20 protein-coding genes and 6 tRNA genes are annotated in these 22,567 nt (G+C 40.1%); 9 read left to right on the top strand and 17 right to left on the bottom strand.

Annotation, left to right across the window (positions count from 1 at the left end; genetic code table 11):
* Positions 1-4: 4 nt before the first annotated feature.
* Positions 5-1,483, top strand: coding sequence for a TrkH family potassium uptake protein (locus THETH_RS02075; protein ID WP_013931728.1), 1,479 nt, complete (start codon positions 5-7; stop codon positions 1,481-1,483).
* On the opposite strand, the gene THETH_RS02070 is transcribed toward THETH_RS02075, so the two are convergent.
* The 7 genes from THETH_RS02070 to THETH_RS02040 form a co-directional block, all read right to left on the bottom strand.
* On the bottom strand, positions 1,466-3,430 hold the full coding sequence (locus tag THETH_RS02070) for an outer membrane protein assembly factor BamB family protein (protein ID WP_041446352.1): 1,965 nt from the start codon (positions 3,428-3,430) through the stop codon (positions 1,466-1,468). The two genes, THETH_RS02075 and THETH_RS02070, sit on opposite strands and share 18 nt — an antisense overlap.
* Before the next feature lie 110 nt (positions 3,431-3,540).
* Positions 3,541-3,616, bottom strand: a tRNA-Phe gene (locus THETH_RS02065).
* 7 nt (positions 3,617-3,623) lie between these two features.
* Positions 3,624-3,698 (bottom strand) — tRNA-Val (locus THETH_RS02060).
* Positions 3,699-3,712: 14 nt separating this feature from the next.
* A tRNA-Glu gene (locus tag THETH_RS02055) sits at positions 3,713-3,788 on the bottom strand.
* A gap of 94 nt (positions 3,789-3,882) precedes the next feature.
* Positions 3,883-3,960 (bottom strand) — tRNA-Pro (locus THETH_RS02050).
* A 9-nt stretch (positions 3,961-3,969) separates the two neighbouring features.
* Positions 3,970-4,485, bottom strand: coding sequence for a FumA C-terminus/TtdB family hydratase beta subunit (locus THETH_RS02045; RefSeq protein WP_013931726.1), 516 nt, complete (start codon positions 4,483-4,485; stop codon positions 3,970-3,972).
* Entirely contained in the window at positions 4,454-5,293 is an 840-nt protein-coding gene (locus THETH_RS02040) for a fumarate hydratase (RefSeq protein ID WP_013931725.1), read from the bottom strand. The genes THETH_RS02045 and THETH_RS02040 overlap by 32 nt, the downstream gene beginning before the upstream one ends.
* 82 nt (positions 5,294-5,375) lie before the next feature.
* Between THETH_RS02040 and THETH_RS02035 the strand changes: the two genes are divergently transcribed.
* From THETH_RS02035 to THETH_RS02020, 4 genes are read left to right on the top strand one after another with little or no spacing between them, the layout of a single operon-like run.
* Positions 5,376-6,494, top strand: a complete 1,119-nt coding sequence (locus tag THETH_RS02035) for a sodium ion-translocating decarboxylase subunit beta (protein ID WP_013931724.1) — start codon at positions 5,376-5,378, stop codon at positions 6,492-6,494.
* 10 nt (positions 6,495-6,504) lie between these two features.
* Positions 6,505-6,729: a 4Fe-4S dicluster domain-containing protein gene (locus tag THETH_RS02030; RefSeq protein WP_013931723.1), complete on the top strand. Its 225-nt coding sequence runs from the start codon at positions 6,505-6,507 to the stop codon at positions 6,727-6,729.
* A complete protein-coding gene (locus THETH_RS02025) occupies positions 6,726-7,886 on the top strand; it encodes a 2-oxoacid:acceptor oxidoreductase subunit alpha (protein ID WP_013931722.1) in 1,161 nt (386 codons plus the stop codon). The genes THETH_RS02030 and THETH_RS02025 overlap by 4 nt, the downstream gene beginning before the upstream one ends.
* A 14-nt stretch (positions 7,887-7,900) precedes the next feature.
* Positions 7,901-8,353: a ferritin family protein gene (locus tag THETH_RS02020; protein WP_013931721.1), complete on the top strand. Its 453-nt coding sequence runs from the start codon at positions 7,901-7,903 to the stop codon at positions 8,351-8,353.
* On the opposite strand, the gene THETH_RS02015 is transcribed toward THETH_RS02020, so the two are convergent.
* The 10 genes from THETH_RS02015 to THETH_RS01970 all read right to left on the bottom strand — a co-directional run bounded on the left by THETH_RS02015 (position 8,304) and on the right by THETH_RS01970 (position 18,573).
* On the bottom strand, positions 8,304-8,750 hold the full coding sequence (locus tag THETH_RS02015; RefSeq protein WP_013931720.1) for a SoxR reducing system RseC family protein: 447 nt from the start codon (positions 8,748-8,750) through the stop codon (positions 8,304-8,306). The genes THETH_RS02020 and THETH_RS02015 overlap by 50 nt on opposite strands.
* Positions 8,726-10,111 carry an MFS transporter gene (locus tag THETH_RS02010; protein ID WP_013931719.1) on the bottom strand — a complete coding sequence of 462 codons (1,386 nt, stop codon included), beginning with the start codon at positions 10,109-10,111 and terminating at the stop codon, positions 8,726-8,728. Before THETH_RS02010 ends, THETH_RS02015 begins: the two co-directional genes overlap by 25 nt.
* The gene (locus THETH_RS02005) at positions 10,108-11,505 is read right to left on the bottom strand and encodes an RtcB family protein (protein ID WP_013931718.1); all 1,398 of its coding nucleotides are present in this window, start codon (positions 11,503-11,505) and stop codon (positions 10,108-10,110) included. The genes THETH_RS02010 and THETH_RS02005 overlap by 4 nt, the downstream gene beginning before the upstream one ends.
* 104 nt (positions 11,506-11,609) lie before the next feature.
* On the bottom strand, positions 11,610-12,710 hold the full coding sequence (locus THETH_RS02000) for a glycoside hydrolase family 88/105 protein (protein ID WP_013931717.1): 1,101 nt from the start codon (positions 12,708-12,710) through the stop codon (positions 11,610-11,612).
* Between the two features lie 14 nt (positions 12,711-12,724).
* A complete protein-coding gene (kduI, locus tag THETH_RS01995) occupies positions 12,725-13,555 on the bottom strand; it encodes a 5-dehydro-4-deoxy-D-glucuronate isomerase (protein WP_013931716.1) in 831 nt (276 codons plus the stop codon).
* Between the two features lie 3 nt (positions 13,556-13,558).
* Positions 13,559-15,106 (bottom strand): glycoside hydrolase family 28 protein, encoded by a 1,548-nt coding sequence (locus tag THETH_RS01990; RefSeq protein ID WP_013931715.1) that lies wholly within the window; start codon positions 15,104-15,106, stop codon positions 13,559-13,561.
* Positions 15,107-15,121: 15 nt separating this feature from the next.
* On the bottom strand, positions 15,122-16,051 hold the full coding sequence (locus THETH_RS01985) for a carbohydrate ABC transporter permease (RefSeq protein WP_013931714.1): 930 nt from the start codon (positions 16,049-16,051) through the stop codon (positions 15,122-15,124).
* 12 nt (positions 16,052-16,063) lie between these two features.
* Positions 16,064-16,939, bottom strand: a complete 876-nt coding sequence (locus THETH_RS01980) for a carbohydrate ABC transporter permease (protein ID WP_013931713.1) — start codon at positions 16,937-16,939, stop codon at positions 16,064-16,066.
* An 84-nt stretch (positions 16,940-17,023) separates the two neighbouring features.
* Positions 17,024-18,301: an ABC transporter substrate-binding protein gene (locus tag THETH_RS01975; protein WP_013931712.1), complete on the bottom strand. Its 1,278-nt coding sequence runs from the start codon at positions 18,299-18,301 to the stop codon at positions 17,024-17,026.
* 196 nt (positions 18,302-18,497) lie between these two features.
* Positions 18,498-18,573: transfer RNA gene (locus tag THETH_RS01970), tRNA-Cys, on the bottom strand.
* 119 nt (positions 18,574-18,692) lie between these two features.
* Here THETH_RS01970 and THETH_RS01965 point away from each other — a divergent pair.
* The 4 genes from THETH_RS01965 to thrB all read left to right on the top strand — a co-directional run bounded on the left by THETH_RS01965 (position 18,693) and on the right by thrB (position 22,558).
* Positions 18,693-18,768 (top strand) — tRNA-Gln (locus THETH_RS01965).
* A 558-nt stretch (positions 18,769-19,326) separates the two neighbouring features.
* Complete coding sequence (locus tag THETH_RS01960) at positions 19,327-20,595, top strand: homoserine dehydrogenase (protein ID WP_013931711.1); 1,269 nt, start codon at positions 19,327-19,329, stop codon at positions 20,593-20,595.
* Between the two features lies 1 nt (position 20,596).
* Positions 20,597-21,658 carry a threonine synthase gene (gene thrC, locus THETH_RS01955; protein ID WP_013931710.1) on the top strand — a complete coding sequence of 354 codons (1,062 nt, stop codon included), beginning with the start codon at positions 20,597-20,599 and terminating at the stop codon, positions 21,656-21,658.
* Positions 21,659-21,673: 15 nt separating this feature from the next.
* Positions 21,674-22,558: a homoserine kinase gene (thrB, locus tag THETH_RS01950; RefSeq protein WP_245530617.1), complete on the top strand. Its 885-nt coding sequence runs from the start codon at positions 21,674-21,676 to the stop codon at positions 22,556-22,558.
* The last annotated feature ends 9 nt before the right edge of the window (positions 22,559-22,567 follow it).

Raw genomic sequence — 22,567 nt, 5'->3', positions numbered from 1 at the left:
ACATATGACGATTGTACAGTCTTACACCATCGTTCTGCATCTTTTGTCAAAACTTTTGAAACTTTTCTGTTTTGTTTTGCTTTTACCGGCGGTTTTTTCAGTTTTTGCAAAAGAATTTTTCTTTTGTGGTTGGGCTTTCGTTGTTTCAACTTTTATAAGTTATATGTTTTCTGTGATTTTATCTCGCATCGTAAAACGACCAGAAGATGCCCCAGAAGTGATCACAATCAGAGAAGGAGCCATAATGGTGTTCCTCTCGTGGGTTTGTGTCATCTTCCTTTCCGCTTTACCATACACTTTTGCACGCGTTTTAACTTTTGACAGGGCTCTTTTTGAATCCGTAAGCGGCTGGACGACAACTGGTTTAACTGTCATGCCAGATATAGACTCTGCGTGTAAAACCATTCTTCTTTGGAGAAGTATAACACAGTTTCTTGGCGGAGCAGGATTCGCAATCATCGTTATGGGTGCAATCATAGGTCCAACTGGTTTTGGACTATATCATGCAGAAGGCCGAGTCGACAACATAGTTCCAAACGTTCGACGTTCAGCCAGAATCATAATGATAATTTACCTCAGCTACGCGCTGGCTGGAGCCATAGCACTTTGGCTTTCGGGATTAAATCTTTTTGACGCAGTAAACCACTCACTCACAGCACTTGCAACAGGGGGATTTTCCACCAGAAACGACAGTATCGCTGCTTTCAACAACTTGGCTGCAGAAGTTGTTCTGATTATTCTGATGTTCCTTGGCGCGACGAGTTTTGGCATTCATTACGCTTTTTGGCAACGTAACTGGACTGCCTTGAAAAAGAACAGCGAACCAAAACAGATGATATTTCTCATCCTTGTTTCATCCACTCTCATTCTCATCTCAGCTTCTAACGATCAAAACTTTGCCAACCTTGGTTTGCGTACAATCTTATTTCAAGTTGTCTCGGCTTTGACTGGAACAGGATTTTCAACCACAGATTTGAAAAGCTGGACGACCTTCCACGTCGGACATTTTGTTTTGGTGATATTAATGCTTCTAGGAGGATGTATGGACTCCACTTCGGGAGGAATTAAACAATACAGGCTCACAGTGCTTGGAAAAACCCTGCATGCATCTTTCAAAAAGTTCTTTTTACCCCGCGGCAGCGTTTTTGATGTTGAAATATGGAAAGGTACAACTAAAAAGTATTTGGATGCCGATCTGATTAGAGAAGCGTTTTTAGTCAGTAGTTTGTACATCTTAACTTATGTTGTTGGTTCAACGGCTTTGATGTTACAAGGATACTCTCTCGAAGAATCCATGTTTGAATTTGCCTCTGCGCTGGCTGGTGTGGGACTTTCCTGTGGTGTGACAAATTACCACATGCCAAAATCTACCCTCTGGACCTTGATGGTTGGGATGTTTCTTGGAAGGCTTGAGTTTCTAGTTGTGATCTACGCATTGTCGAAAATGGCCAAAGATATCTTACATTCAATCTTTGGTGAATAAACCACTGTTGAAGGCATCTTTTAAATACGTGGACCAACCTTTCTGTGGAACATCGTTTATTTTGTAAACGATCAAAGACTTTTTTGAAGGTATGATTAAATAACCTTTTTCGGATAAAACAGGATAGCTGCTTGCTGTGCTTGGAAGTTGTTTTTTATAAACAACCTGTCCGTTGGTTTGATTCAAGCAAACGATTTCGTCCAAAGTGGCAACGATCAAAAGTCCAGAGTGCGTGATCAAAAAACCAACACTTGGATTAAGTTGCGCGCTCCAAATTTGTTTTCCAGAAAAGTCAAAACAAAAAACATCCCCAGATTCACCAAGTGCAAAAAGATGGGTTTCAGTTGCGACCAACTGTTTGAAAGTCACATTGTTTTGACTTGTCCAAACTATCTTTCCTGAAGCCAATTCTACGCAGTAAAGATGCTCATCGATGGAAACAAAAGCAAATCTGCTTGAAAGAGCAACACTAGCTTGTTTTGCACTTTTTAAGACCACAGACCACATCTCTTTTCCGTCAAATCCGATCAGTCTGAGTATTCCCAGCCAATCCAAAGTTATTACACCAAAACTTTCGTGGGCAACCGGCGGACAAACCAACCATCCACTTAAAATCACTTGATAAAGCTTTTGCCCAGAAGAATCGAAGAAATAAAATAGTCCATCATCCGCTGCAATACCAAATCCATACGGTGTTACAACCCCAGCTATGCTGATCGTTGAATCTACCTTAACAGATGTGGTTCTTCCTTTTTCAGAAAAAATGTAAACAGTTTTGTCCCAGGAACCAAACACGATCTGACCAGATGGCAACATTACAGGATCACATGTCAAAATGAAACCAACTTTTTTACTCTCAACCTTTTCATCTTCAACGTTGGCAATCATAACCTCTCCAGTCAAGGTTAATGCGTAAACTTTATCGTCTTTGATGACACAAGATGAGTTGATTTCATACGGTAAATTCAAAATCTTGTAGAACTGAAGGTAATCTTCTTGAGATTTTTCAGATAACTTAGAACTTTCAGGAATTTTCGAAACTTCTTGACTTGCTTGTGAGGACTGAACTGTACGATCAATTTGAGCAATACTGACAAATTTTGCATCAAATCCAAAAGTGAGAAGCGATTTTAAGGTTGTAAAAAGGACGTTTATAACTTGAATCGTTCCACGAGAAGTGACTGCATAGATGTAATCACCGTAACTTGCAAAAGATCTGGCATTAATGTCAATTTTATCAAGAACTTTCAAATTGTTTTGGCTAACAAGCCAAAGTGTCCCTTTTGAATCAAGCAGTACAAGGTTGTTTCTAAACCTTTCAACATGTCTCACATCCATCGTAAGACGAGAATTCGACTCGAGGACTGGCACATTTTCGTTGAACTTCATTGTGTAAAACTGCGATTTGGACCATAGGTATAAAAAATCTCCCAAAACACGGATACCAACAAAAGGTTCTGGACCTGATATCTCCCAAATTCTGGAAAAATTTTTGTCAAGGCTAAAAACTTTGCCACTTGTATCCAAAAAAATTGGAAAATTTTTGTAGGAATCAGCCAACAATATAGAAGAACGCAACGTAGTTGTATTTCTAAGCGACAAATTTGAATCGTATAAATAAATTCGAGTTTTGCTCACCACAACAATTGATCCGTCGTCCAAAACCGCGAAATCGACCGCACTGTCAGACAATTCAACTTTAACCACATCTTGACTTACAGTATAAACTAACAAAGCTCTCTCAGAAAGCACAAATATCTTTGAATCTTGCGGGATAACTTTAATCGCTTTTTCTAAAACAGTTTCAAAGGTTTTTGTTGGAAGCAAAGGTATGGACACATCGTACAGCTCCAAAGTTTTTTCTTTTACAACCACGAGGGTGTTGCAAAAGTTTAAAACAACCAACAACAAAATACCTAAAACGATTGAGCGTTTCAACTTGGCCATTCCTCCTAAAAATTGTTGTCACAAGTTCAATTATACTAAAGCAAGACGATTTTTTCACGAGGAAATGTTGAGGAACAAGCGAGAGAGAAAAACAAGGAAGGTAATTAAAATGGTGGCCAGGGGCGGAATCGAACCGCCGACACCTGGATTTTCAGTCCAGTGCTCTACCAACTGAGCTACCTGGCCACTTTCGTGGTGGGTGCGGCAGGACTCGAACCTACGACCTTCTGCTTGTAAGGCAGACGCTCTCCCTCTGAGCTACGCACCCACCATTTGTTTTTCTGGCGCCCCCAAGGGGATTCGAACCCCTGCTTCTGGCTTGAAAGGCCAGTGTCCTAGGCCGCTAGACGATGGGGGCTATTTTAACTTTTCAAGACCCTTTATATATTACACTACATTCATTCCACGGTCAAGATGTCATTTAAAAAGATTGGGAGGCTTATGCCTCCCGCTGGTCGGGGCGACTGGACTTGAACCAGCGACCTCTTGCGCCCCATGCAAGCGCGCTAGCCAACCTGCGCCACGCCCCGACTCTGCTTTTATTTTACCACATCTTCATGGTCTTTCAACTCGAAAATTGTCTGACCATTCGAATCGATGGCAACAATCAATGGAAAATCTTTAACTTTTAAAAGGTATATTGCTTCAGGTCCAAGATCTTCAAATGCTATTGGCAAAATGGAGTCAACGTGCTGTGAGAGCGCTGCTGCTGCACCACTCGGTGCGACAAAGTAAACTCGCCTGAACTTTGCGCAAAGTTCACAAGCTAACTTACTTCTTTTGCCTTTGCCAACAGTTGCCACAACGCCTAACTCAAAGAGCATTTGCAAATACTGATCCATCCTTGCACTTGTTGTTGGTCCTATTGAAAATTTCCCATCCTTTGATTTTGCAGGTCCAGCGTAGAAAACTATTTTACCCGAAAGATCTATGGGTAAATCCCTTCCTTCTTTCAACATTTGGCGAATTCTTTTTTGAGCCGCGTCCCTCATTACAAGAAATTCACCAGAATATCTAATGTAATCACCCGCATTCAAACTCAAAAAGTTCAACATCCAAGATCCCCTTCCTGCAAAGATAACAATCAACTGAAATTGCCACAGGTAAAGTTGCAATATGAGTGGGAGCATACTCTATGTTCACCGAATAGCAGCTGATCCCTTTTCCAAGTCCTTGGTATCCTATGCAAAGGTCGTTAACCTTTTCAAAGATTTCCCTTTCAAGTTGGGCATACTGTTCATCCTGACTTGAACCATCCCTTGTCAAAGCTATTTTTGACAGTAAAACAGCTTCTTCCGCACTTCCGCCAATCCCAATTCCTATCTTCAGCGGTGGGCATGCATTCCAGCCGTTTTCTGCAATATGTTGAACGATTTTTTCTACAAGTTCATTCTTATCCGCACTTGGAGAAAGCATGAAAAGCCTTGACAGGTTTTCACTACCTCCTCCTTTGATCAAAAATCTCACTTGCATGCTTTGTTTTTCCCATTGAATCAAGTGAACGATGCAAGGAGTGTTGTCACCCGTATTTTGTCTCTTGAACAAAGGATCTCTGACAACCCCATAACGGAAGGGGTTTTCAAGGTAAACCTCGCGAACGACTTGGTTCAACAATGCAACAATGTCTTGTAGGAAAACGTTTGGACCAAAGAAAACAAAGAACTCAACCATCCCAGTGTCTTGACAAAGAGGCAAACCAGTTTCCCTCGCCACAAAGACATTCTTCTTAAGAACATCGGCAAACGGCCCATCATAAGATTCAAGATGTTGCAATACAATGTTATCAACATTGGTATTTGCCCTCACAAGTTCAAAATACAGTTTTTTCTTCAAAATTTCGGGGTCAAAAGTGTAAATTTTCACAACATCCACCTTCCTTTTCTTTTCAAAAAAATGATACAATAAAAACTGGAAGAAGCAATCATTTAAGCAGGAGGTCTTAAAAATGCTCGAAAGTATAAGGAGTTTTCTTGAACAAACGGCTTTCAGCCAAGTTACATTCGGAAACCTAGTCATGTATTTCGTTGCCGCTTTACTTTTGTACGTAGCGATAAAAAAAGACGCAGAACCGTTGCTTTTGGTTCCCATATCCTTTGGAATCATACTTGCCAATATACCACCAAATTTAACGGGTATTTTGGATGAAGGAGGCTTGATTTGGCATTTAAAAAAAGGAGTAAGCACAGGTATCTTCCCTCCACTTATTTTTTTGGGAATAGGTGCTTTAACTGATTTTTCTTTTATGCTTTCTTACCCAATAACCATCTTTCTCGGAGGAGCTGCTCAGATAGGTATTTTCACAAGCTTTCTACTTGCAAACGCAATTGGATTTGATTTGAAACAAGCAGCTTCAATTGGAATAATTGGAAGTGCGGATGGACCAACTGCTATCTACCTGACATCAAAATTTGCTCCAGAACTTCTTTCAGCCATAGCGATATCCGCTTATTCTTACATTGCGCTTATCCCGATACTGCAACCCCCTGTTTCGAAGCTTTTAACAACTAAGAAGGAAAGAATGATAAGAATGCCTCCACCAAGACCTGTCAGCCGTTTGGAAAGAATAGCCTTCCCGGTTGTTGTAACAATTGTTTCAGCGTTCATAGTTCCCCAAGCTTTGCCTTTGATTGGTATGCTCATGCTGGGGAACCTTTTCAGAGAAGCTGGAAACGTCAAGAGATTGGTTGAAGGTGCAAGCAGGTTTATCCTTGATTCAGTAACGATAATTTTAATGCTCTGTGTGGGTGCTTCCGCACGTGCAGAAGTATTTCTTCGACCACAGAGTTTGATGATATTCGCCTTGGGAGCTTTTGCCTTTGTATGTTCCATTGCCGGAGGCATTCTCTTTGCAAAATTCATGAACCTCTTTCTCAAGCAAAAGATAAATCCTTTGATAGGTGCCGCTGGAGTTTCTGCCGTGCCCATGTCTGCAAGGGTTGCCCAAAAACTCGCAACTGAAGAGGATCCAACGAACTTTATTCTCATGCATGCAATGAGTCCAAACGTTGCTGGAGTTATTGGATCTGCAATGGCAGCTGGTGTTTTCCTAGCACTCATAAAGTGAGGTGAAAAAGGTGAAAAAACAGTTTTTGGTGCAGATAAATTATTCATGGTGTAAAAGGTGTGGAATATGCTATAGATTTTGCCCAACCGGCACAATCAAAAAAGGCAAACTTTTAGAACCTGTTGTGGAAGATCATTCAACTTGCATAGGCTGCTTAATGTGCGAAAATCTTTGCCCAGATTTCGCCATAGTGATAGTGGAAAGAAAGACCATCGAGGAGAGTGTTGAAAAGTGAGCAAGCGCGTTTTAATGCAAGGTAACGAAGCCTGCGCAATTGGCGCAATAAAAGCTGGCTGTAGATTTTACGCAGGATATCCGATAACACCCTCTTCCGAGATAGCAGAAGTCATGGCTAGAGAGCTTCCAAAGGTCGGAGGGGTTTTCATACAAATGGAAGACGAAATAGCAAGTGCAGCGGCTATAATAGGTGCCTCACTTGCGGGAGTCAAATCAATGACAGCCACAAGCGGGCCAGGTTTCAGCTTGATGCAGGAAGCTATCGGCTATGCGATAATGACCGAAACACCTTGTGTTTTTGTCAACGTGATGAGGGGAGGACCTTCCACGGGATTACCAACTCGTCCAGCTCAAGGAGACATAATGCAGGCAAGATGGGGAACCCATGGAGACCACGAAATAATAGCGCTGTATCCTTGGAGTGTTGGCGAAACTTACAGACTTATAATAGAAGCTTTCAACCTTGCTGAAAAGTACAGAACCCCGGTGATCTTTTTGATGGATGAAGTCCTTGGCCACATGCGCGAAACTTTTGATATGCCTGAAGACAAAGAGCTGAAAATAATACCAAGGCTAACTGAAGAACAACTTGAAGAGGAAGAGATATATGTACCGTTCTTGGAAAGAGACTTCGCCGAACCAACTCCACAGCCTTTGGTACAAATGGGTAAAGCACGCTTCCACGTTTCAGGTTTGGTACACGATGAATCCGGTTTTCCACAGGCCAGTTTTGAAATCAGCGATAAACTAGTCAGAAGGTTATCAAATAAGATCAAGATCCACGCTGATGAGATAGCCATGTACGAGGAATACATGGTTGAAGACGCCGAAATACTTGTAGTCGCTTACGGTTCGACGGCAAGAAGCGCCATTAAGGCAGTTAAAGTCGCAAGACAAGACAAAATGAAGGTTGGATTTTTCAGACCGATAACGATTTGGCCTATGCCTTCAACAAGACTCAAGAAACTTCTAAGTCAAGTTGATGGTGTTGTGATAGCCGAAATGAACTTAGGACAGTACGCAAAGGAAGTGCTTGCACTCACAAAGAAAAATCTGAAGGTAAAGTTGGTAACAAAAGTTGGAGGAGAGCTCATAACACCAAAGGAAATACTAGAAGCAATCACATCGCTTCAGTTAGAACTTTCCGAATTCTGAAAGGAGGAAAAGTTATGATGAGTTTGAGCGATCTTTTGTCTATAGCACTGCAAATTGAATCAACAGGATATGGATTTTACACAAATCTTGCATCAATGCAAACCAACGAAAAGTTGAAAAATTTCTTTGCAAAACTTGCGGATCAGGAAAGAGAGCATCAGAAAATATTCAAGGAATTGATTGGAAAAGTTGAGCAAAAAATTGGTGGATTGTCGAGTTGGATTGAAGAAGAAACAGTTGGATATCTCAAAAGCTTGGCAGAAGTTTCCATATTCCCAAGTCTTGAGAAGATGAAACAAAATCTGTCGATGCAAGAAGCACTTGATTTGGCAATAAATGTTGAAAAGGACAGCATCATTTTCTATTCGGAGCTAATACCTTATGCTGCCGATGAAGTTGAAACTATAAAGAAAATCATCAACGAAGAGAAGCGTCATCTGCTAGATCTTTTGTCGACGAATCTTTAACCAAACCGATTATCTTTGGTCTGAAATTTTTTCTAAACTTTTTATCGTAATGCTTTACAAAGAAATAATAACAACCAACTGCAGCTATAGCTAAGAACAAGCCATAAACCTCTGTAAGAAATTTGCTGGCGATTATGAGCGTGCCGATGAAAACAATTGTTGGAAACGTATAAAGCAAAAGAGCCGTTTTTACACCACTCACGTTTGGTATTTCAACTATAACGTGATCGCCGGGTTGAACGTCAAAACCATTTTTATCGGCTTCTATACTTGCAAATTGCTTATCGCCTGTGCAAAGCATGTGCGCTGGACAGCTGCCACAAGCTGATGTTCTTTCTCTTTGTACAAGAACTTTTGAACCTTTGATTTGAACTACCACCATCTCTTCACGCGCCATTTTTTCTCACCTCCAACATTTTCCTTTGATTTTTCTTCTACAACTTTTCTAAATCGCCGCATCAGCAAGCTTTCCGAAGACTTGAAAATATTGGTTCGGAAAATGTACGATAAACCATCCGTTAGAAGATCTTTAACGGGTACATACCTATAAGTTTTCACCGCAAGGAGCAACTTTATTATGCTCAACCTAAGAAATCCACTGGCAAGGAACATGAACTGAAGACCAACTATAGGTATTCCAAAAAATGCAAAACTAAGCGGAGAAAGAAGTTTGGCAATTGCTCCACCAAGAAAGGCACCAATCAAGCCTCCTATTCCCCCAGTTGTAGCATAGACCGCAAAATAAGCTGATGAAGAGCTGTGTGCAACTTCCATTGGTAAAGTTAAAAAAGTCAAATTTATGGCAGACCAAGCAATACCACTCATCACTGCATCAACAACCATTAGATATCTGTAAGTAAACTGGTTCATCAAAACCCAAACCATAGGAGTAAAAGCAACGATTTGAATCCCAAGAACAGCAACCGTCTTGTGTCCATATTTATCAGCCAGCTTCCCCCACAGAATGTAAAAAAGTATGGCAACCAAGTTGTTCACAATGTTCATGATACCAATGTAGGAAAACGGAACTTTGACGTTTTTCAAAAGGTGATAAGGAAAAAACGGTGAAGTAAAAGCTATGACAAGGTTCCAGAAAAAGTAAAATCGACAAAGCTTTACAAAGTTCGAATCACCAAGGACACGTTTGATTTCCGCTTTTGATTCAGATACTTTAATCGGAACGTCCGGCACATCCTTCATAGCCCAAAGCGATACAATCATTCCAACCATACCGATTCCTATGACAAGTTCATAACCCAAAGGGTCGTTGAATTTTTCTATAAGCAAAGTGTAAAGGTAAAAGGCTATCAAACTCGTAATTGTGGTGTACACGTTTCTGCGCCCAAAGAAAGACCCACGTTCATTTTCGGGTATCAAATCTCTGACCAACGACGTCCAAACATTTCCAGCAAGGGTACCAAAGATTTGCGAAATTGCAAAAATAAAAACGAATACAAAAGATTTCCTGTTTGGAAACAGCAAAAAAATCATCAAAACAATCCAAGGAGATCTCGAAAGCAAGTTAAACAAATTCACCAGGAAAACTCGTCTTGGGGTTTTGTACATTATCCTTGGCATGATGATCTGAAAGACTTGCGCCACCATAGGAAAGGAAGCAACTACCCCAAGCAAAAATTCATCCAAGCCAAAAGCCAAAGCCAAACCAGTGAAAACAGCCCCTTGCGTCAGCAGAATGTGAAGCGTTGACGCAACGCCTTCCAAATTCAACAAAGCTTTGGTGCTTAACGTTTTTCTCACCCCTTCACCACACCCAGAGGAACGAGTTTTGCCACTTTCTTCGAAATACCTATACTATCAACTATTTCAACAACTCTATCCACATCTTTGTAAGTTTCTGGTGCTTCCTCAACCAAGGTCTTCTTTTCTTTGCTCACAACTTCGATACCTTTTTCAGCAAGCGATTGTAAAACATCTTTGTAACTCATCGACCTAAGAGCGGCTCTTCTTCCAAGAACACGTCCTGCACCATGTGCGGTACTTCCATAGGAAATTTGTTCAGCTTTCTTCGTACCAACCAAAACATAGGAAGCACTGCCCATGCTACCTGGTATTAAAACCGGTTGACCTATGGCTCTGTAAACCTCGTTTAAAATGGGGTTACCTGGTCCCAAGGCTCTGGTTGCACCTTTGCGATGAATTATCAACTTTCTTCCATTGTAAACTTCCAGTTTTGCAATGTTGTGCGCTACGTCGTAAAGCAAGGTAACCTCTGCTTTTGGAAAAACTTTTCTCGCCGCTTTTGTCAGCATGAAACCTATCATTTGCCTGTTGGCAAAAGCGTAGTTTGCCGCGCAATTCATTGCGCTGAAATACTTTTGACCAATAGGATGGTTGAACGGTGCATTTATCAATTGCTTATCTGGCAAGTTTTTGTTGTGATCGGCAAGTTTATCACGCATTATCTGAATGTAATCAGTCGCAATCTGATGACCAAAACCTCTGCTTCCACAGTGTACTGAAAACACAACTTGATTTTGGAACAAACCAAATTCTTTGGCAACATTTTCGTCGTAAATTTCCTCAACTTTTTGAATCTCTATGAAATGATTACCAGCACCTAATGTGCTAAGCTCGTCGAATCCCCTTTCATAGGCTTTATCAGAAACGTCATCTGGGTTAGCTGGTCCAACTGTCCCACCGTCTTCAATTCTCTGAAGGTCTTCTTTACTTCCATATCCATTTTCAACAGCCCATCTTGCACCAAGCTCGCAAATTTCCTTCAAAGTTTTCTTGTCAATTTCTACAGCTCCCCTCGCTCCAACCCCAACCGGAACAGAGTCAAAAATTTCTTCAAGAAGCTTTCTAAGTACTGGTTTAACTTGTTCATAAGTTAAATTCGTTTTCATCAACCTAACTCCACAGTTGATGTCAAAACCTATTCCACCAGGTGAAATAACTCCTTTTTCAGCATCGAAAACACCAACACCACCGATTGGAAATCCATAACCCCAGTGAATGTCAGGCATGGCTATGGCAGCAACGATACCCGGCATGTGCGTGACGTTGACAATTTGCTGAAGAGCTTCGCGAAAGTCAGGGTTACTGATAGTTTCTTGGTCAGTGAACACTATGGCATCAACGTTTTTCCCCTTTATCTGAAAAATAAACTTATCGATTTTCTTAATATCCATATTCAGCACCTCCAAATAAAATTATCCACTTTTTGAACTTTAAGTCAACCCAAACAAAAACCCGGCCTTCATAGCCGGGTATGAAATTGTTTGCATTTACTACTTTAGGAAATATTCAACAATTCTGAGTAAGCCATCATCAACGGTCCCACGCCTTTGGGATCATCACTGACAACCTTTTCAGAAAGGTAATATTTGTATGAACCGTCTCTATAGCGATTCTCATACCAACCAAGTCCAGCCACACTGCATATGCCATGTAAGGACAGCTTTCCATCCTTTTCCACCAAATATTTTTTAACGGTACCATCAAAAGCTTTCAAACCTCTGTCTTTAAATTCAGATCCTAACAAACCCAATCTGAAACCTTTGAGAAAACTGTAGGCAAACATTAAAGTAGCGGAAGTTTCAAGATAATTGTCAGGCCTAACTTGATCAATCACCTGGTACCACATGCCAGTTTCTTCATCTTGGTAATTGATCAAACCATACGCCGCTTCTACGAAGATATCAGCAAGCGAATTAAAATATTGTGATTTATCAATATCAGTAATTGCATCTAATACATCAACTAGAGCCATCATAAACCAACCTTGAGCCCTAGCCCAAAACGATTTCGATAAACCAGTTATTTTATCAGCCCATTCTTGTACTCTAGATTCATCATAACCATGGTAGTACAATTTCTTCTTCTCATCCCACATATATTTGCGCACGTTCAAAAACTGATTAACAATGTCTTTCAAGGCTTCCTCGAAGTTGAGAAATTTCTTGGCATATTTGGTATAGAAAGGCATAACCATGTAAAGGCCATCCAACCAAATTTGATTAGGGTATATCTTTTTGTGCCAAAAATTTCCTATTTTGGTTCTTGGATGGGAGATTATTTGTTTGTAAAAGAGATCCAAAGCTTTGCGGTATTTTTCCTTTTTCTCAATTTCATAAAAATCAATTAACACGCTTGCTGGGCATATATCATCCAATGCGTAGTTTTCCAAATTATAACCTTTTACATTTCCCTGTTCATCGATGAAATTTTCAAAATAACTTGAAACAAAATCTAGGTATCTTTGGTTGCCGGTTACGCGATAAAGATCCCAGCTCCCTTTCAAAACACAGCCATCTTCATAGCACCATCGACCTTTATACGGTTTATAACTTGAGAGATATTCGTTGATAAATCGTTCGACTTTCTCGTACTTCATCTTCACCACCTGTTTTACCTTAGGACTTCCATCGGCACTGCATCCATGTCGTCAAATTTTTGGTTCTCGCCCGCCATGCACCATATGAAAGCATAATTTCGGGTTCCAACTCCTGAGTGAATGGACCAACTTGGTGAAATAACCGCTTGCTCATTTGCTACAACAATGTGTTTTGTTTCAGATGGCAACCCAATGAAATGAAATACACGATCGTTTGGGCCAAGATCAAAGTAAAAGTAAACTTCGGATCTTCTTTCGTGAGTGTGAGGTGGCATTGTATTCCACACAGATCCAGGCTCAAGAACAGTCAATCCCATCGTAAGCTGGCAACTTTTGCAAACTGCTGGATGCACATATTGATATATCGTCCTCCTGTTGGCTGTTGCCACATCGCCAAGTTTAACAGGATTGGCTTTGATTATCTCAATCTTCACAGTTGGGTATGAGGTATGTGCAGGTGTGGAACAAATGAAAAACTTTGCAGGTTTATTCGAATCTTTCGATGAAAATTCTATAACCCTAGCTCCCATGCCAATGTATAATCCATCTTTGTTGGCCAGTTCATAGCTTATTCCATCAACTGAAACCACACCATTCCCACCAATGTTTATAATTCCAAGTTCTCTTCTTTCGAGAAAATATTCCGCTCTGATTTGGTTTCCAACGTTTAAGCTCAAGACCTTATTGACAGGCATGATCCCACCAAAAATTATTCTGTCAGCATGCGAATAAACCAAACATATGTCGTCTTCAGCAAAAATTTTTTCAACAAGAAACTTTTCACGCACTTGGTTCGTATCATACCTGCGAAAATCATCCGGATGAACCTGGTATCTTATTTCCATTTCTCATCCCTCCTCAACGAGTTTGTCAACATTTATCGTCATAATTTTTTCTCCTACTTGATTTTCAACTACCACATTTTTAAGAACAAGCTTATCAACGTTTTTGAACAGTAAACCTTGTCTACAAACTGGTTGGACTCCATCAAACATTTCTGGATTGAAAACTTCACATTCTTTGGAAATTTCAATCCTTACATTCTCCATGTATATCTTTTCAATCTTTTTCTCCGGTAAACCATAGACAAACGCAGCCATTGATTTTACATCTTCGCATAAAACATTTTTCATAACAATGGATCCTATAGTTGGTGTTCTTTCGTTCACGTCAGCAACAACTTTATCCGACGAGTACAAAGGATCGTAATCTGCCCCACAATTGTAGAAGCAATTAATAGCCAAAGGAACGAAAACACCATTCATTTGCACATTTTTTAACTCTATTTCATCCACGTACCCTCCCCTTTCTCTTCTGGTTTTTATTCTAAGTCCTCTATCGGTATTTACAAAAAGGCAGTTGCTAACCTTTACATTCCTCACACCACAAGACATTTCGCTGCCTATTACAACTGCACCATGTCCATGTTCCATCAAACAATTTCTAATTTCTATGTTTTCAGAAGGCACATCGAACTTTTGTTTTACCTCGTATTTTCCAGCTTTCACAGCAACACAATCATCTCCAACAGATATTCGGCAACCTGCTATTAGAACATTTGAACAAGATTCCGGATTAATACCATCAGTATTTGGAGAATTCTTTGGATTAACAATGTTGAGCGTCAAAAGCTTCAAATCTTTGCAAAACAGAGGATGCACTGTCCAAGAAGGAGAATTCCTAATGGTTATACCTTCAATCAAAATATTTTTGCAACGATTCAAAAAAATACTTCTAGGTCGCCAGGCAATTCTTTTAACCTTTGGATTAAACCACCAATCATCAAAATTAGCATTTGCATCAATAACGCCTTGACCGATTATTCGGACGTTTTCCACACCAATTCCTGTCACTAAACTTGCAAAACTTTCGGCAGGTTCACCTTCCCAGGAAGAAAGATAAATTTCCCCAAGCTTCGAACTCAACAAACCTGGAAGAATAGGATACAATGTTCTCTCCGACACCCCAAGTAAAACAGCATCCTTTTGTATTTCTATGGTCAGATTGCTTTTAAGAAAAACAGGTGTCAACAGATATGTTCCTGGTGGAAAAACAACTGTTCCTCCTTCAGGACAGGACATAATGGCTGCTTGAACGGCAAATGTATCCAAAGTTTTTCCATCACCTTTCGCTCCAAAATCTCGAACATCAACAACAAAGCTTTCTGGTTCAGTTCTAAAAGTTAGATCTGCCAATTTTTCTTCATCTTTTTTCAGAAGTAAGATGTATTCTTGATCTGGCTCAAGGTTGTGTATCGTAAAAACATTTCTGTTAATCTTTCCATAGCTTTTCCCATTTGCAAATATTTCGCACTCAAAAGGTAGGAAATAACAATAATCGCTGACCAGCTCGATCGTAGCTGTTCGACTGGTAACAGAAAGTATTCTTGCATCCATTTTTCTCCCCTCTCATCATCCCTTTAAACCTGTTGTGGCAACGCCACGAACGAAGTACTTTTGAGCAGCAAAGAAAATGATTATCGATGGCATTAACGCTATCAATGACATAGCTATGATGACATTCCACTCAACACCAGCAGTTGCATCTATAGCCATTCTTAGAGCAATTTGAATTGGATATTTCTCAACACTTGAAATGTAAATTAATGGTCCAAGAAAATCGTTCATTGACCACATAAATTGGAATAGCCCAACAGATATAACCGCGGGCTTAATATTTGGAAGAAGAATCTTGATCAAAACCTGAAAGGAGTTGCATCCATCTATAACTGCAGCTTCATCCAATTCCTTTGGAAGTGTTCTGAAAAATTGAATAAGCATAAAGACAAAGAAAGCTTCGTTTGCAAAAATAGTGTGTGCATACAGCGGGACAAACGTATCAAGAAGTCCAAGATTTCTCCAGAACAAATACATTGGTATGATCCTTACGACCCACGGTAAAAACATAGTTGATATCATAAGTCCAAACAAGAACTTCTTCAACGGAAAATTGAAGCGCGCAAAACCGTACGCGACTATAACTGAAGATATTACTGTGAAAATAACCCTCGGCAAGACAAATCGAAAAGTGTTCAGAAAGTAATGTCCAAGTGTATATTGGGTACCTGTTTTCCACGCTTGTGCGTAAACAGAAAAATCAAACCTTGGAGGAACAAACCATATGGATGTGAAAATCTCGGCATTTGTTTTGAAAGAAGCACCAAAAAGCCACAGCATGGGATAGATCATGATGAAAGCCCCAAGTGTAAGGATCGTATACCTCAAGGTTAAATCCAATATCTTTCTTCGTTTCAACCTTTTTTGAATTTGAAGGTTCAAAACTTCTACATCTACAGTACCAGCAGAATAAATGTCAGCAAACTTCAATTTTCTGCCAAACATACACATCACCTCTTACGATGTGTAATAAACCCAGTATTTTGAGGATCTGAAAATAATTGCCGCAAAAGCAGCTATTATGACGAACAAGAACCACGACAGAGCAGATGCATACCCCATGTTATACAATTTGAAAGCATTATCGTAGATCATCATGGAGAACAAATACGTTCTGTACATTGGCCCTCCGCCAGTTATCATGAAAGGAGCATTAAATTCTTGGAAAGCATGGATCATACCCATCACCAAATTGAAAAAGATCACAGGCGACAGCAAAGGCATGGTTATCTTCCAAAAGATCTGCCTTTTGTTAGCCCCATCTATTGCGGCTGCTTCATAATACTCCTGTGGAATATCCCTTAGACCAGCAAGAAAGATTACCATAGCTGATCCAAATTGCCAAACCCTTAAAGTACTGATAGTGATAAGTGCGCCCCATTCGGTAGAAAACCATAAAACGGGTGGCAAACCAAATATACCTAACATTTGATTAATTAAACCATATCTTTGAAATAGAAATCTCCAAAGAACTGCTATAGCAATGTTCCCACCAAGTATGGATGGAATATAGTAGATTGTACGGTACAAATTTATACCCTTTAAGCTTGCGTTGAGCACAATTGCAATCAACAAAGCAAACGCAAGTCTTGCAGGAACAGATAAAAGCACAAATTTAAATGTTGCAAAAAGAGATATCCAAAATAACTTATCATTGAACATTCTTATATAGTTTGCCAAACCAACAAATTTTGGTGCACCTGTCAACCTGTAATCCATAAACCCAAGTATGAAGGATGCCATAAAAGGATAAACTGTGAATATCGCTGTTCCAATAAGCCAAGGAGAGATATAAAGTAATCCAATGTACTTTTTTAATTTTGATCCTTTCATTTTTCAACCATCACCTCCTGGACAAACTAACAAAATGGGGGCTACGAACACAGCCCCCCTTTAGTTTTAAATTCATCTTATACTTTACTTTTTCACAATCTCACCAAGAATTTGCTGAACTCGTTTGTGCATCTCCACTGCTGCTTGATCAACACTCATTGTGCCATACGATATGGCATCGATTATTTCCCTATACAACGTCTGCAATCTAGAATCTTCAAAGTACGGACTCAATGGATGCTTAGATGGCACTGACAACAGATATTCAAGTCCTTCTACTTCAAGCCCTGCCAATTTACCTGCTTTTTGAAGAGCTTCATATGCAGATTTACTTATTGGAACTCCTCTTGTCAAACCGAGTGCTAGCGCAGCATCGGGATCGTTCAACAAGAAATTCAAGAATATAGCAGCCTCTCTAGGATATTTTGTATTCTTGCTAATTGCAAACAACATTGAAGGTTTAAAGAGTATACCAGAATCCTTGGAATCTGGCCCTGTCGGAATTCCGCCCATCACAAGCTGCATACCTTTTTGAGCCACGGGTTCTGCTGTTTTTCCTATAGCGCTTGTCCATTCATACAAACCAGCGTAATTACCCATGATGAAGCTTGGAAGTTGAGCTATTGGAACATCTCCTGTCCCGCCTTCAGCTGCTATTTCAGGAATTTTTGGTGTCACGCGATTGTCTATCAGTTTCTTATAGAATCCAAGAGCAACTTTGAAATCATCTACCGTCCAAAGTAGTGTACCATCGACCGCAAGCATCGGTTTGTCAAGTACTTGTGTCGCGTACAAGTGAGATATGAGCCATCCATCATAAGAACCAGCGATTATTGGATAAATAGTTTTTGGGAACTTCTTCGCTGCTGCAAACAAATCATCCCAAGTTTTTGGAATCGGTACACCATACTTGTCATAAACTGTCTTGTTGTACCAGAAGACACGACCAGTCATTGAAACTGGAATACCGTTGAGCTTCCCGTTGACTGTTCCAAGCTGAAGAACCTCAGGTGGGAAATTTGAAAGATCAATTATGTCAGATAGCTTGTAAAGATCGTAGAATCCTGTTCCATCTGGTGAAAAAATAGGAAGCCAAGGCCAATTGATCTGCATTACATCAGCTTCTGTACCACCAGCCATCTGAACCGCCTGTTTTTCGAAATAACCACTCCATCCTGCATATTCAGCTTTGATTTTGATGTTTGGATACTTCTTTTCGAAGATTTCAATAGCCTTTAATGTTGCGTTATGTCTATCGGTGCCGCCCCACCAAGAGAATCTGATAGTGACAACCTCCTGGGCAAAAATTGTTAGGGCCAAGAGCCATACAAAAGCTAATCCCAATAAAACTTTCTTACTCATACCAACCCCTCCCACAGCAAAATATCATTCGCGGCCGATTAGTTATTAACTATTGGAAAAAAGCATTTCTAAGTTCCTTTTTAATTATATACCTTTACTATTAATTGTCAACAATTTGAAATCAAAAGCAAAAAATGTAACATGATGAAAAAATAAAAAAAGAAAAAGACGCAAGACCAAATTTGACTTTAAATTCTGGAGGCGACGGTGGGATTCGAACCCACGCATAGGGATTTTGCAGACCCCCGCCTTAACCGCTTGGCTACGTCGCCTCGCACCTTAATTATACCATGTATTTGAAAATATGCAACCAGTGTAAGCATATTCAAACCTAGCTTTACCCTATCCATCTAGACTTTTTGACAAGCTATGATATAATATATATCGGCGCTGGGGCGTCGCCAAGCTGGTAAGGCATCGGACTTTGGATCCGACATTCGGAGGTTCGAATCCTCCCGCCCCAGCCAATTTTTTTGTTTTTAAACACACCCACTTTTTCTGTGAGTCCGTTCGAAAAATCAGAAATACACTTATTGTCTCATCAATCAAAGTGTTTCAAACAAGCCTCGACAAAGAAACGCTCTTCTAATAAACGCCAACAAAAATATTACTTCACCCATATCCTCAATAAGTCGCAGCAAATTCTTAATCATCTTCACGGATAATCTTTTGAGTGAATATCTTCTCCTCATACAGAGTCTTCTTCGGTGAAGTGTTTTTAAGGATTATATCTCATCTTCGGAATAATCAAGTCCTTTTTTCGAACACACTCCCTTTTCTGTTGACAAACTTTCCTCCTGGGTGTATAGTTAATTAAAAACAAGGATGTGAAGCAATATGTGTGAAGTATTTGTGGTTGCTCAATTGAATTCTGGTACAACAACTACAAGCAACTGCCCGCCTGCTGAACGGCGGTTGCTTGTAGTTGTGTAAAAAAGCAATCTCCGTTCAGCAGAAGCGGGCTAGTTAAAAAACTAGCCCGCTTTTTTTATGAATAAACACAAACACAGAAGGGAGGAGGAGAGATGATAAAAGTTGGAATACTTGGCCTTGGTACTGTTGGTTCTGGTGTTGTGGAACTTCTTGAAAAGGACCGTTCTATCATAACTAAAAAACTTGGCAAAGAAATTGTGGTGGAAAAAATACTAGTTCGGAATCCTTCCAAACAAAGGCCAGATTATGCAAAAGGAAAAATAGTTTTTAACGCTGACGAGATTTTGAACGATCCAGAAATCAAAGTTGTTGTGGAACTAATTGGTGGAGAAGAACCAGCTAAAACTTATATTGAAAAGGCCTTAAAGAAAGGAAAGCATGTTATCACAGCAAACAAAGAAGTTGTTTCAAAATATGGAAAAGAACTTCTTGAGATTGCCAAACAGCAGAACGTGGCTTTTCTTTTTGAAGCAAGCGTTGCAGGTGGAATACCGATAATACGTCCAATGAAGCGTTGTCTTGCCGCCAATAGAATCATCAAAATTCAAGGCATACTCAATGGAACCACCAATTACATTTTAACCCAAATGCAAGAAAACAAAAAAACTTTTCAAGAGGCTCTCTTTGAAGCACAAAAACTCGGGTATGCTGAGAGTAATCCCTCTGCCGATGTGAAGGGTTTTGATGCTGCAAGGAAAATATCCATACTCTCTTCGATAGCTTTCAACACATGGATAACGCCAGATAAGGTTTACACAGAAGGTATTGAAAAAATTGGAATTGAAGATATAAAGTATGCCGCAGAGCTTGGATATGTGATAAAACTAATTGCTTCAGCTCGAAAGGTTTCAGATAATGATATCGAAATCATGGTTTGCCCAACCATGATCAATCAAAACCATCCTTTAAGTTCTGTTCGAGGAGTCTACAACGCGGTACTTGTAGAAGGAGATGCCGTAGGCGAGGTGATGTTTTTTGGTCAAGGAGCTGGAAAAATGGCAACGGCGAGTGCCGTGGTGGCCGACATTATGGAAGCAGCCAGTGGAAAAAATTGCGAATACAACTTTGTCAATTGTGATATAAACGTCGTCGACGTTTGGACATGTAAAAGTGATTTCTACATCCGCCTTAAAGCGATTGACAAGTCAGGAGTTCTTGCAAAAATCAGTGCTGTTTTTGGAAAGAACGACATAAGTATTCATACCGTTGTTCAAAAGGATGTCAAAAATGAGATGGCAGAAATAGTTATATTAACTCATAAAACAACTTTTGGGAACCTTAAGAACGCTGTTTTGGAAATTGAAAAACTCGATGTGGTTAAAAGTGTTGATTCTGTAATAAAAGTTGAAGGGGGCAGTTAAAATGGCGTACTTGGGTGTTATTGACAGATACTTTGATTTTTTACCAGTTAAGAAAAGAGAAAGTATAGTGACGCTAAAAGAAGGAAATACTCCTCTTATCAGGGCTTCTAACTTGGAAAAACATCTTGGTTTGAGCTTTGAACTGTATCTGAAATACGAAGGAATGAATCCAACAGGTTCGTTCAAAGACAGGGGGATGACAGTGGCAATATCAGTCGCGGTGGAAAACGGTGCAACAGCTGTGATTTGCGCTTCAACTGGTAACACAGCTGCTTCTGCAGCTGCTTATGCTGCACGTGCTGGGCTGAAATGCGCAGTTTTGATACCAAAAGATGCCGTTGCAATCGGTAAGCTTGCACAAGCGATTGCTTACGGAGCAAAAGTAATTGCCGTGGAAGGAAATTTCGACGACGCTTTGAAACTGGTTAGAGAATTTTCAGAGAAATTTCCAGTAACTGTCGTTAACTCGATAAACCCTAACAGAATAGAGGGACAAAAAACTGCTGCGTTTGAAATATGCGATGAATTTTTAGACGCCCCTGATTACCTTGCCATACCCGTTGGTAATGCAGGAAACATAACCGCTTATTGGAAAGGGTTCAAAGAGTATTTTTCCATTGGAAAAATTTCAAAACTTCCAAAAATGCTTGGTTTTCAAGCTGCTGGTGCTGCGCCTATAGTGGAAGGAAGGATAATTGAAAACCCAAAAACAATAGCGACAGCCATAAGAATAGGTAATCCTGCTAGCTGGAAATCCGCTGTCAACGCAGTTCAAGAATCCTGTGGGCTTGTTGACAAGGTGACGGATGAAGAAATCCTTCAAGCTTATCAACTTTTAGCGAAGAAAGAAGGCATCTTTGTCGAACCAGCTTCAGCCGCATCAGTTGCAGGTGTTATAAAGTACTTCAACAAGGGATACTTTCAAAAAAATTCCAAGGTCGTTTGTGTTTTAACAGGTCATGGTTTGAAAGATCCCGATACTGCCATGAAAATTGGAATATCACCAGTTGTGATACCTCCAGAAATCAAAGCCTTGGAAAAAGCCATATACGATGGGGAGTGATAGGATTTGGTCAGGGTGAAAATTCCAGCAACCATAGCCAATCTTGGCCCTGGGTTTGATTGTATTGGGATGGCCGTGACACTTTACAATTTCATCGAAATGGATTTTTCTGACACTTTAAGCATAGAAGTTTCTGGTGAAGGTTCTAAATCGATTTCACGAAAAGAAGACAACCTTGTTTTCAAAGCCGCAAAAATAATTTTTGAAAAAGCGGGCTATAAAGGTGGGGTAAGCATAAAAATGACGAACAACATACCGCTTGCAAGGGGATTAGGAAGCAGTGCCGCAGCAATTGTAGGAGGAATGGTTGCAGCGAACATGTTGCTTGGCAAGCCTTTGAAGGAAGAAGAGATATTAAAGTTGGCGGTGGAAATGGAAGGACATCCTGACAACGTTGTGGCTGCTTTGGTCGGTGGAATCACGATTTCCGCAGTCTACGATGATAAGATCTTCTTCAAAAAGCTGCTCCCACCAGACGAACTGAAAGTTGTTGTAACAATACCTGAGTTTGAATTACAGACGGAAAAAGCTCGAGAAATTATCCCAAAAATGATACATTTGAAAGACGCTACATCAAATATCAGTAGAGTGGCATTGCTTGTGGCAAGTTTGGTATCTAAAGATTTTTCCATGCTTCAAATTGCAACTCAAGATTTCATACATCAACCGTACAGAAAAAAACTTGTGTCGGGAATGGAAGAAATAATAGAAAATGCTCAGTCTGCAGGCATGTTATGTTGCTTTTTAAGCGGGGCAGGACCGAGCGTAGCCGGATTTGTCAAAAGTGAGGAAGGCGCAAAAAAAGCAGCAGAATTCATGGTAAAAGTTTTCGAAAGCAAAGGTATCAAAGCAAATTATAAAATTTTGGGCATATGCTGTGAAGGAATAACCGCATTATGAAAAAAGCGG

Origin of the sequence: Pseudothermotoga thermarum DSM 5069 (assembly GCF_000217815.1) — a bacterium.
GTDB lineage: Bacteria > Thermotogota > Thermotogae > Thermotogales > DSM-5069 > Pseudothermotoga > Pseudothermotoga thermarum.
The sequence above is the reverse complement of the archived record's forward strand: the minus strand, read 5'-3'. Positions and strand labels throughout refer to the sequence as shown.

Excerpts from the sequence above, each read along its gene's own strand:
- THETH_RS02035 (WP_013931724.1), top strand. The coding sequence starts at position 5,376 with ATGCTCGAAAGTATAAGGAGTTTTCTTGAACAAACGGCTTTCAGCCAA.
- kduI (WP_013931716.1), bottom strand. The coding sequence starts at position 13,555 with ATGGAAATAAGATACCAGGTTCATCCGGATGATTTTCGCAGGTATGAT.
- THETH_RS02015 (WP_013931720.1), bottom strand. The coding sequence starts at position 8,750 with ATGGCGCGTGAAGAGATGGTGGTAGTTCAAATCAAAGGTTCAAAAGTT.
- THETH_RS01985 (WP_013931714.1), bottom strand. The coding sequence starts at position 16,051 with ATGTTTGGCAGAAAATTGAAGTTTGCTGACATTTATTCTGCTGGTACT.
- THETH_RS02020 (WP_013931721.1), top strand. The coding sequence starts at position 7,901 with ATGATGAGTTTGAGCGATCTTTTGTCTATAGCACTGCAAATTGAATCA.
- THETH_RS01990 (WP_013931715.1), bottom strand. The coding sequence starts at position 15,106 with ATGGATGCAAGAATACTTTCTGTTACCAGTCGAACAGCTACGATCGAG.
- THETH_RS02045 (WP_013931726.1), bottom strand. The coding sequence starts at position 4,485 with ATGTTGAACTTTTTGAGTTTGAATGCGGGTGATTACATTAGATATTCT.
- THETH_RS01960 (WP_013931711.1), top strand. The coding sequence starts at position 19,327 with ATGATAAAAGTTGGAATACTTGGCCTTGGTACTGTTGGTTCTGGTGTT.
- thrC (WP_013931710.1), top strand. The coding sequence starts at position 20,597 with ATGGCGTACTTGGGTGTTATTGACAGATACTTTGATTTTTTACCAGTT.
- THETH_RS02005 (WP_013931718.1), bottom strand. The coding sequence starts at position 11,505 with ATGGATATTAAGAAAATCGATAAGTTTATTTTTCAGATAAAGGGGAAA.
- THETH_RS01980 (WP_013931713.1), bottom strand. The coding sequence starts at position 16,939 with ATGAAAGGATCAAAATTAAAAAAGTACATTGGATTACTTTATATCTCT.
- THETH_RS01975 (WP_013931712.1), bottom strand. The coding sequence starts at position 18,301 with ATGAGTAAGAAAGTTTTATTGGGATTAGCTTTTGTATGGCTCTTGGCC.
- THETH_RS02075 (WP_013931728.1), top strand. The coding sequence starts at position 5 with ATGACGATTGTACAGTCTTACACCATCGTTCTGCATCTTTTGTCAAAA.
- THETH_RS02000 (WP_013931717.1), bottom strand. The coding sequence starts at position 12,710 with ATGAAGTACGAGAAAGTCGAACGATTTATCAACGAATATCTCTCAAGT.
- THETH_RS02070 (WP_041446352.1), bottom strand. The coding sequence starts at position 3,430 with ATGGCCAAGTTGAAACGCTCAATCGTTTTAGGTATTTTGTTGTTGGTT.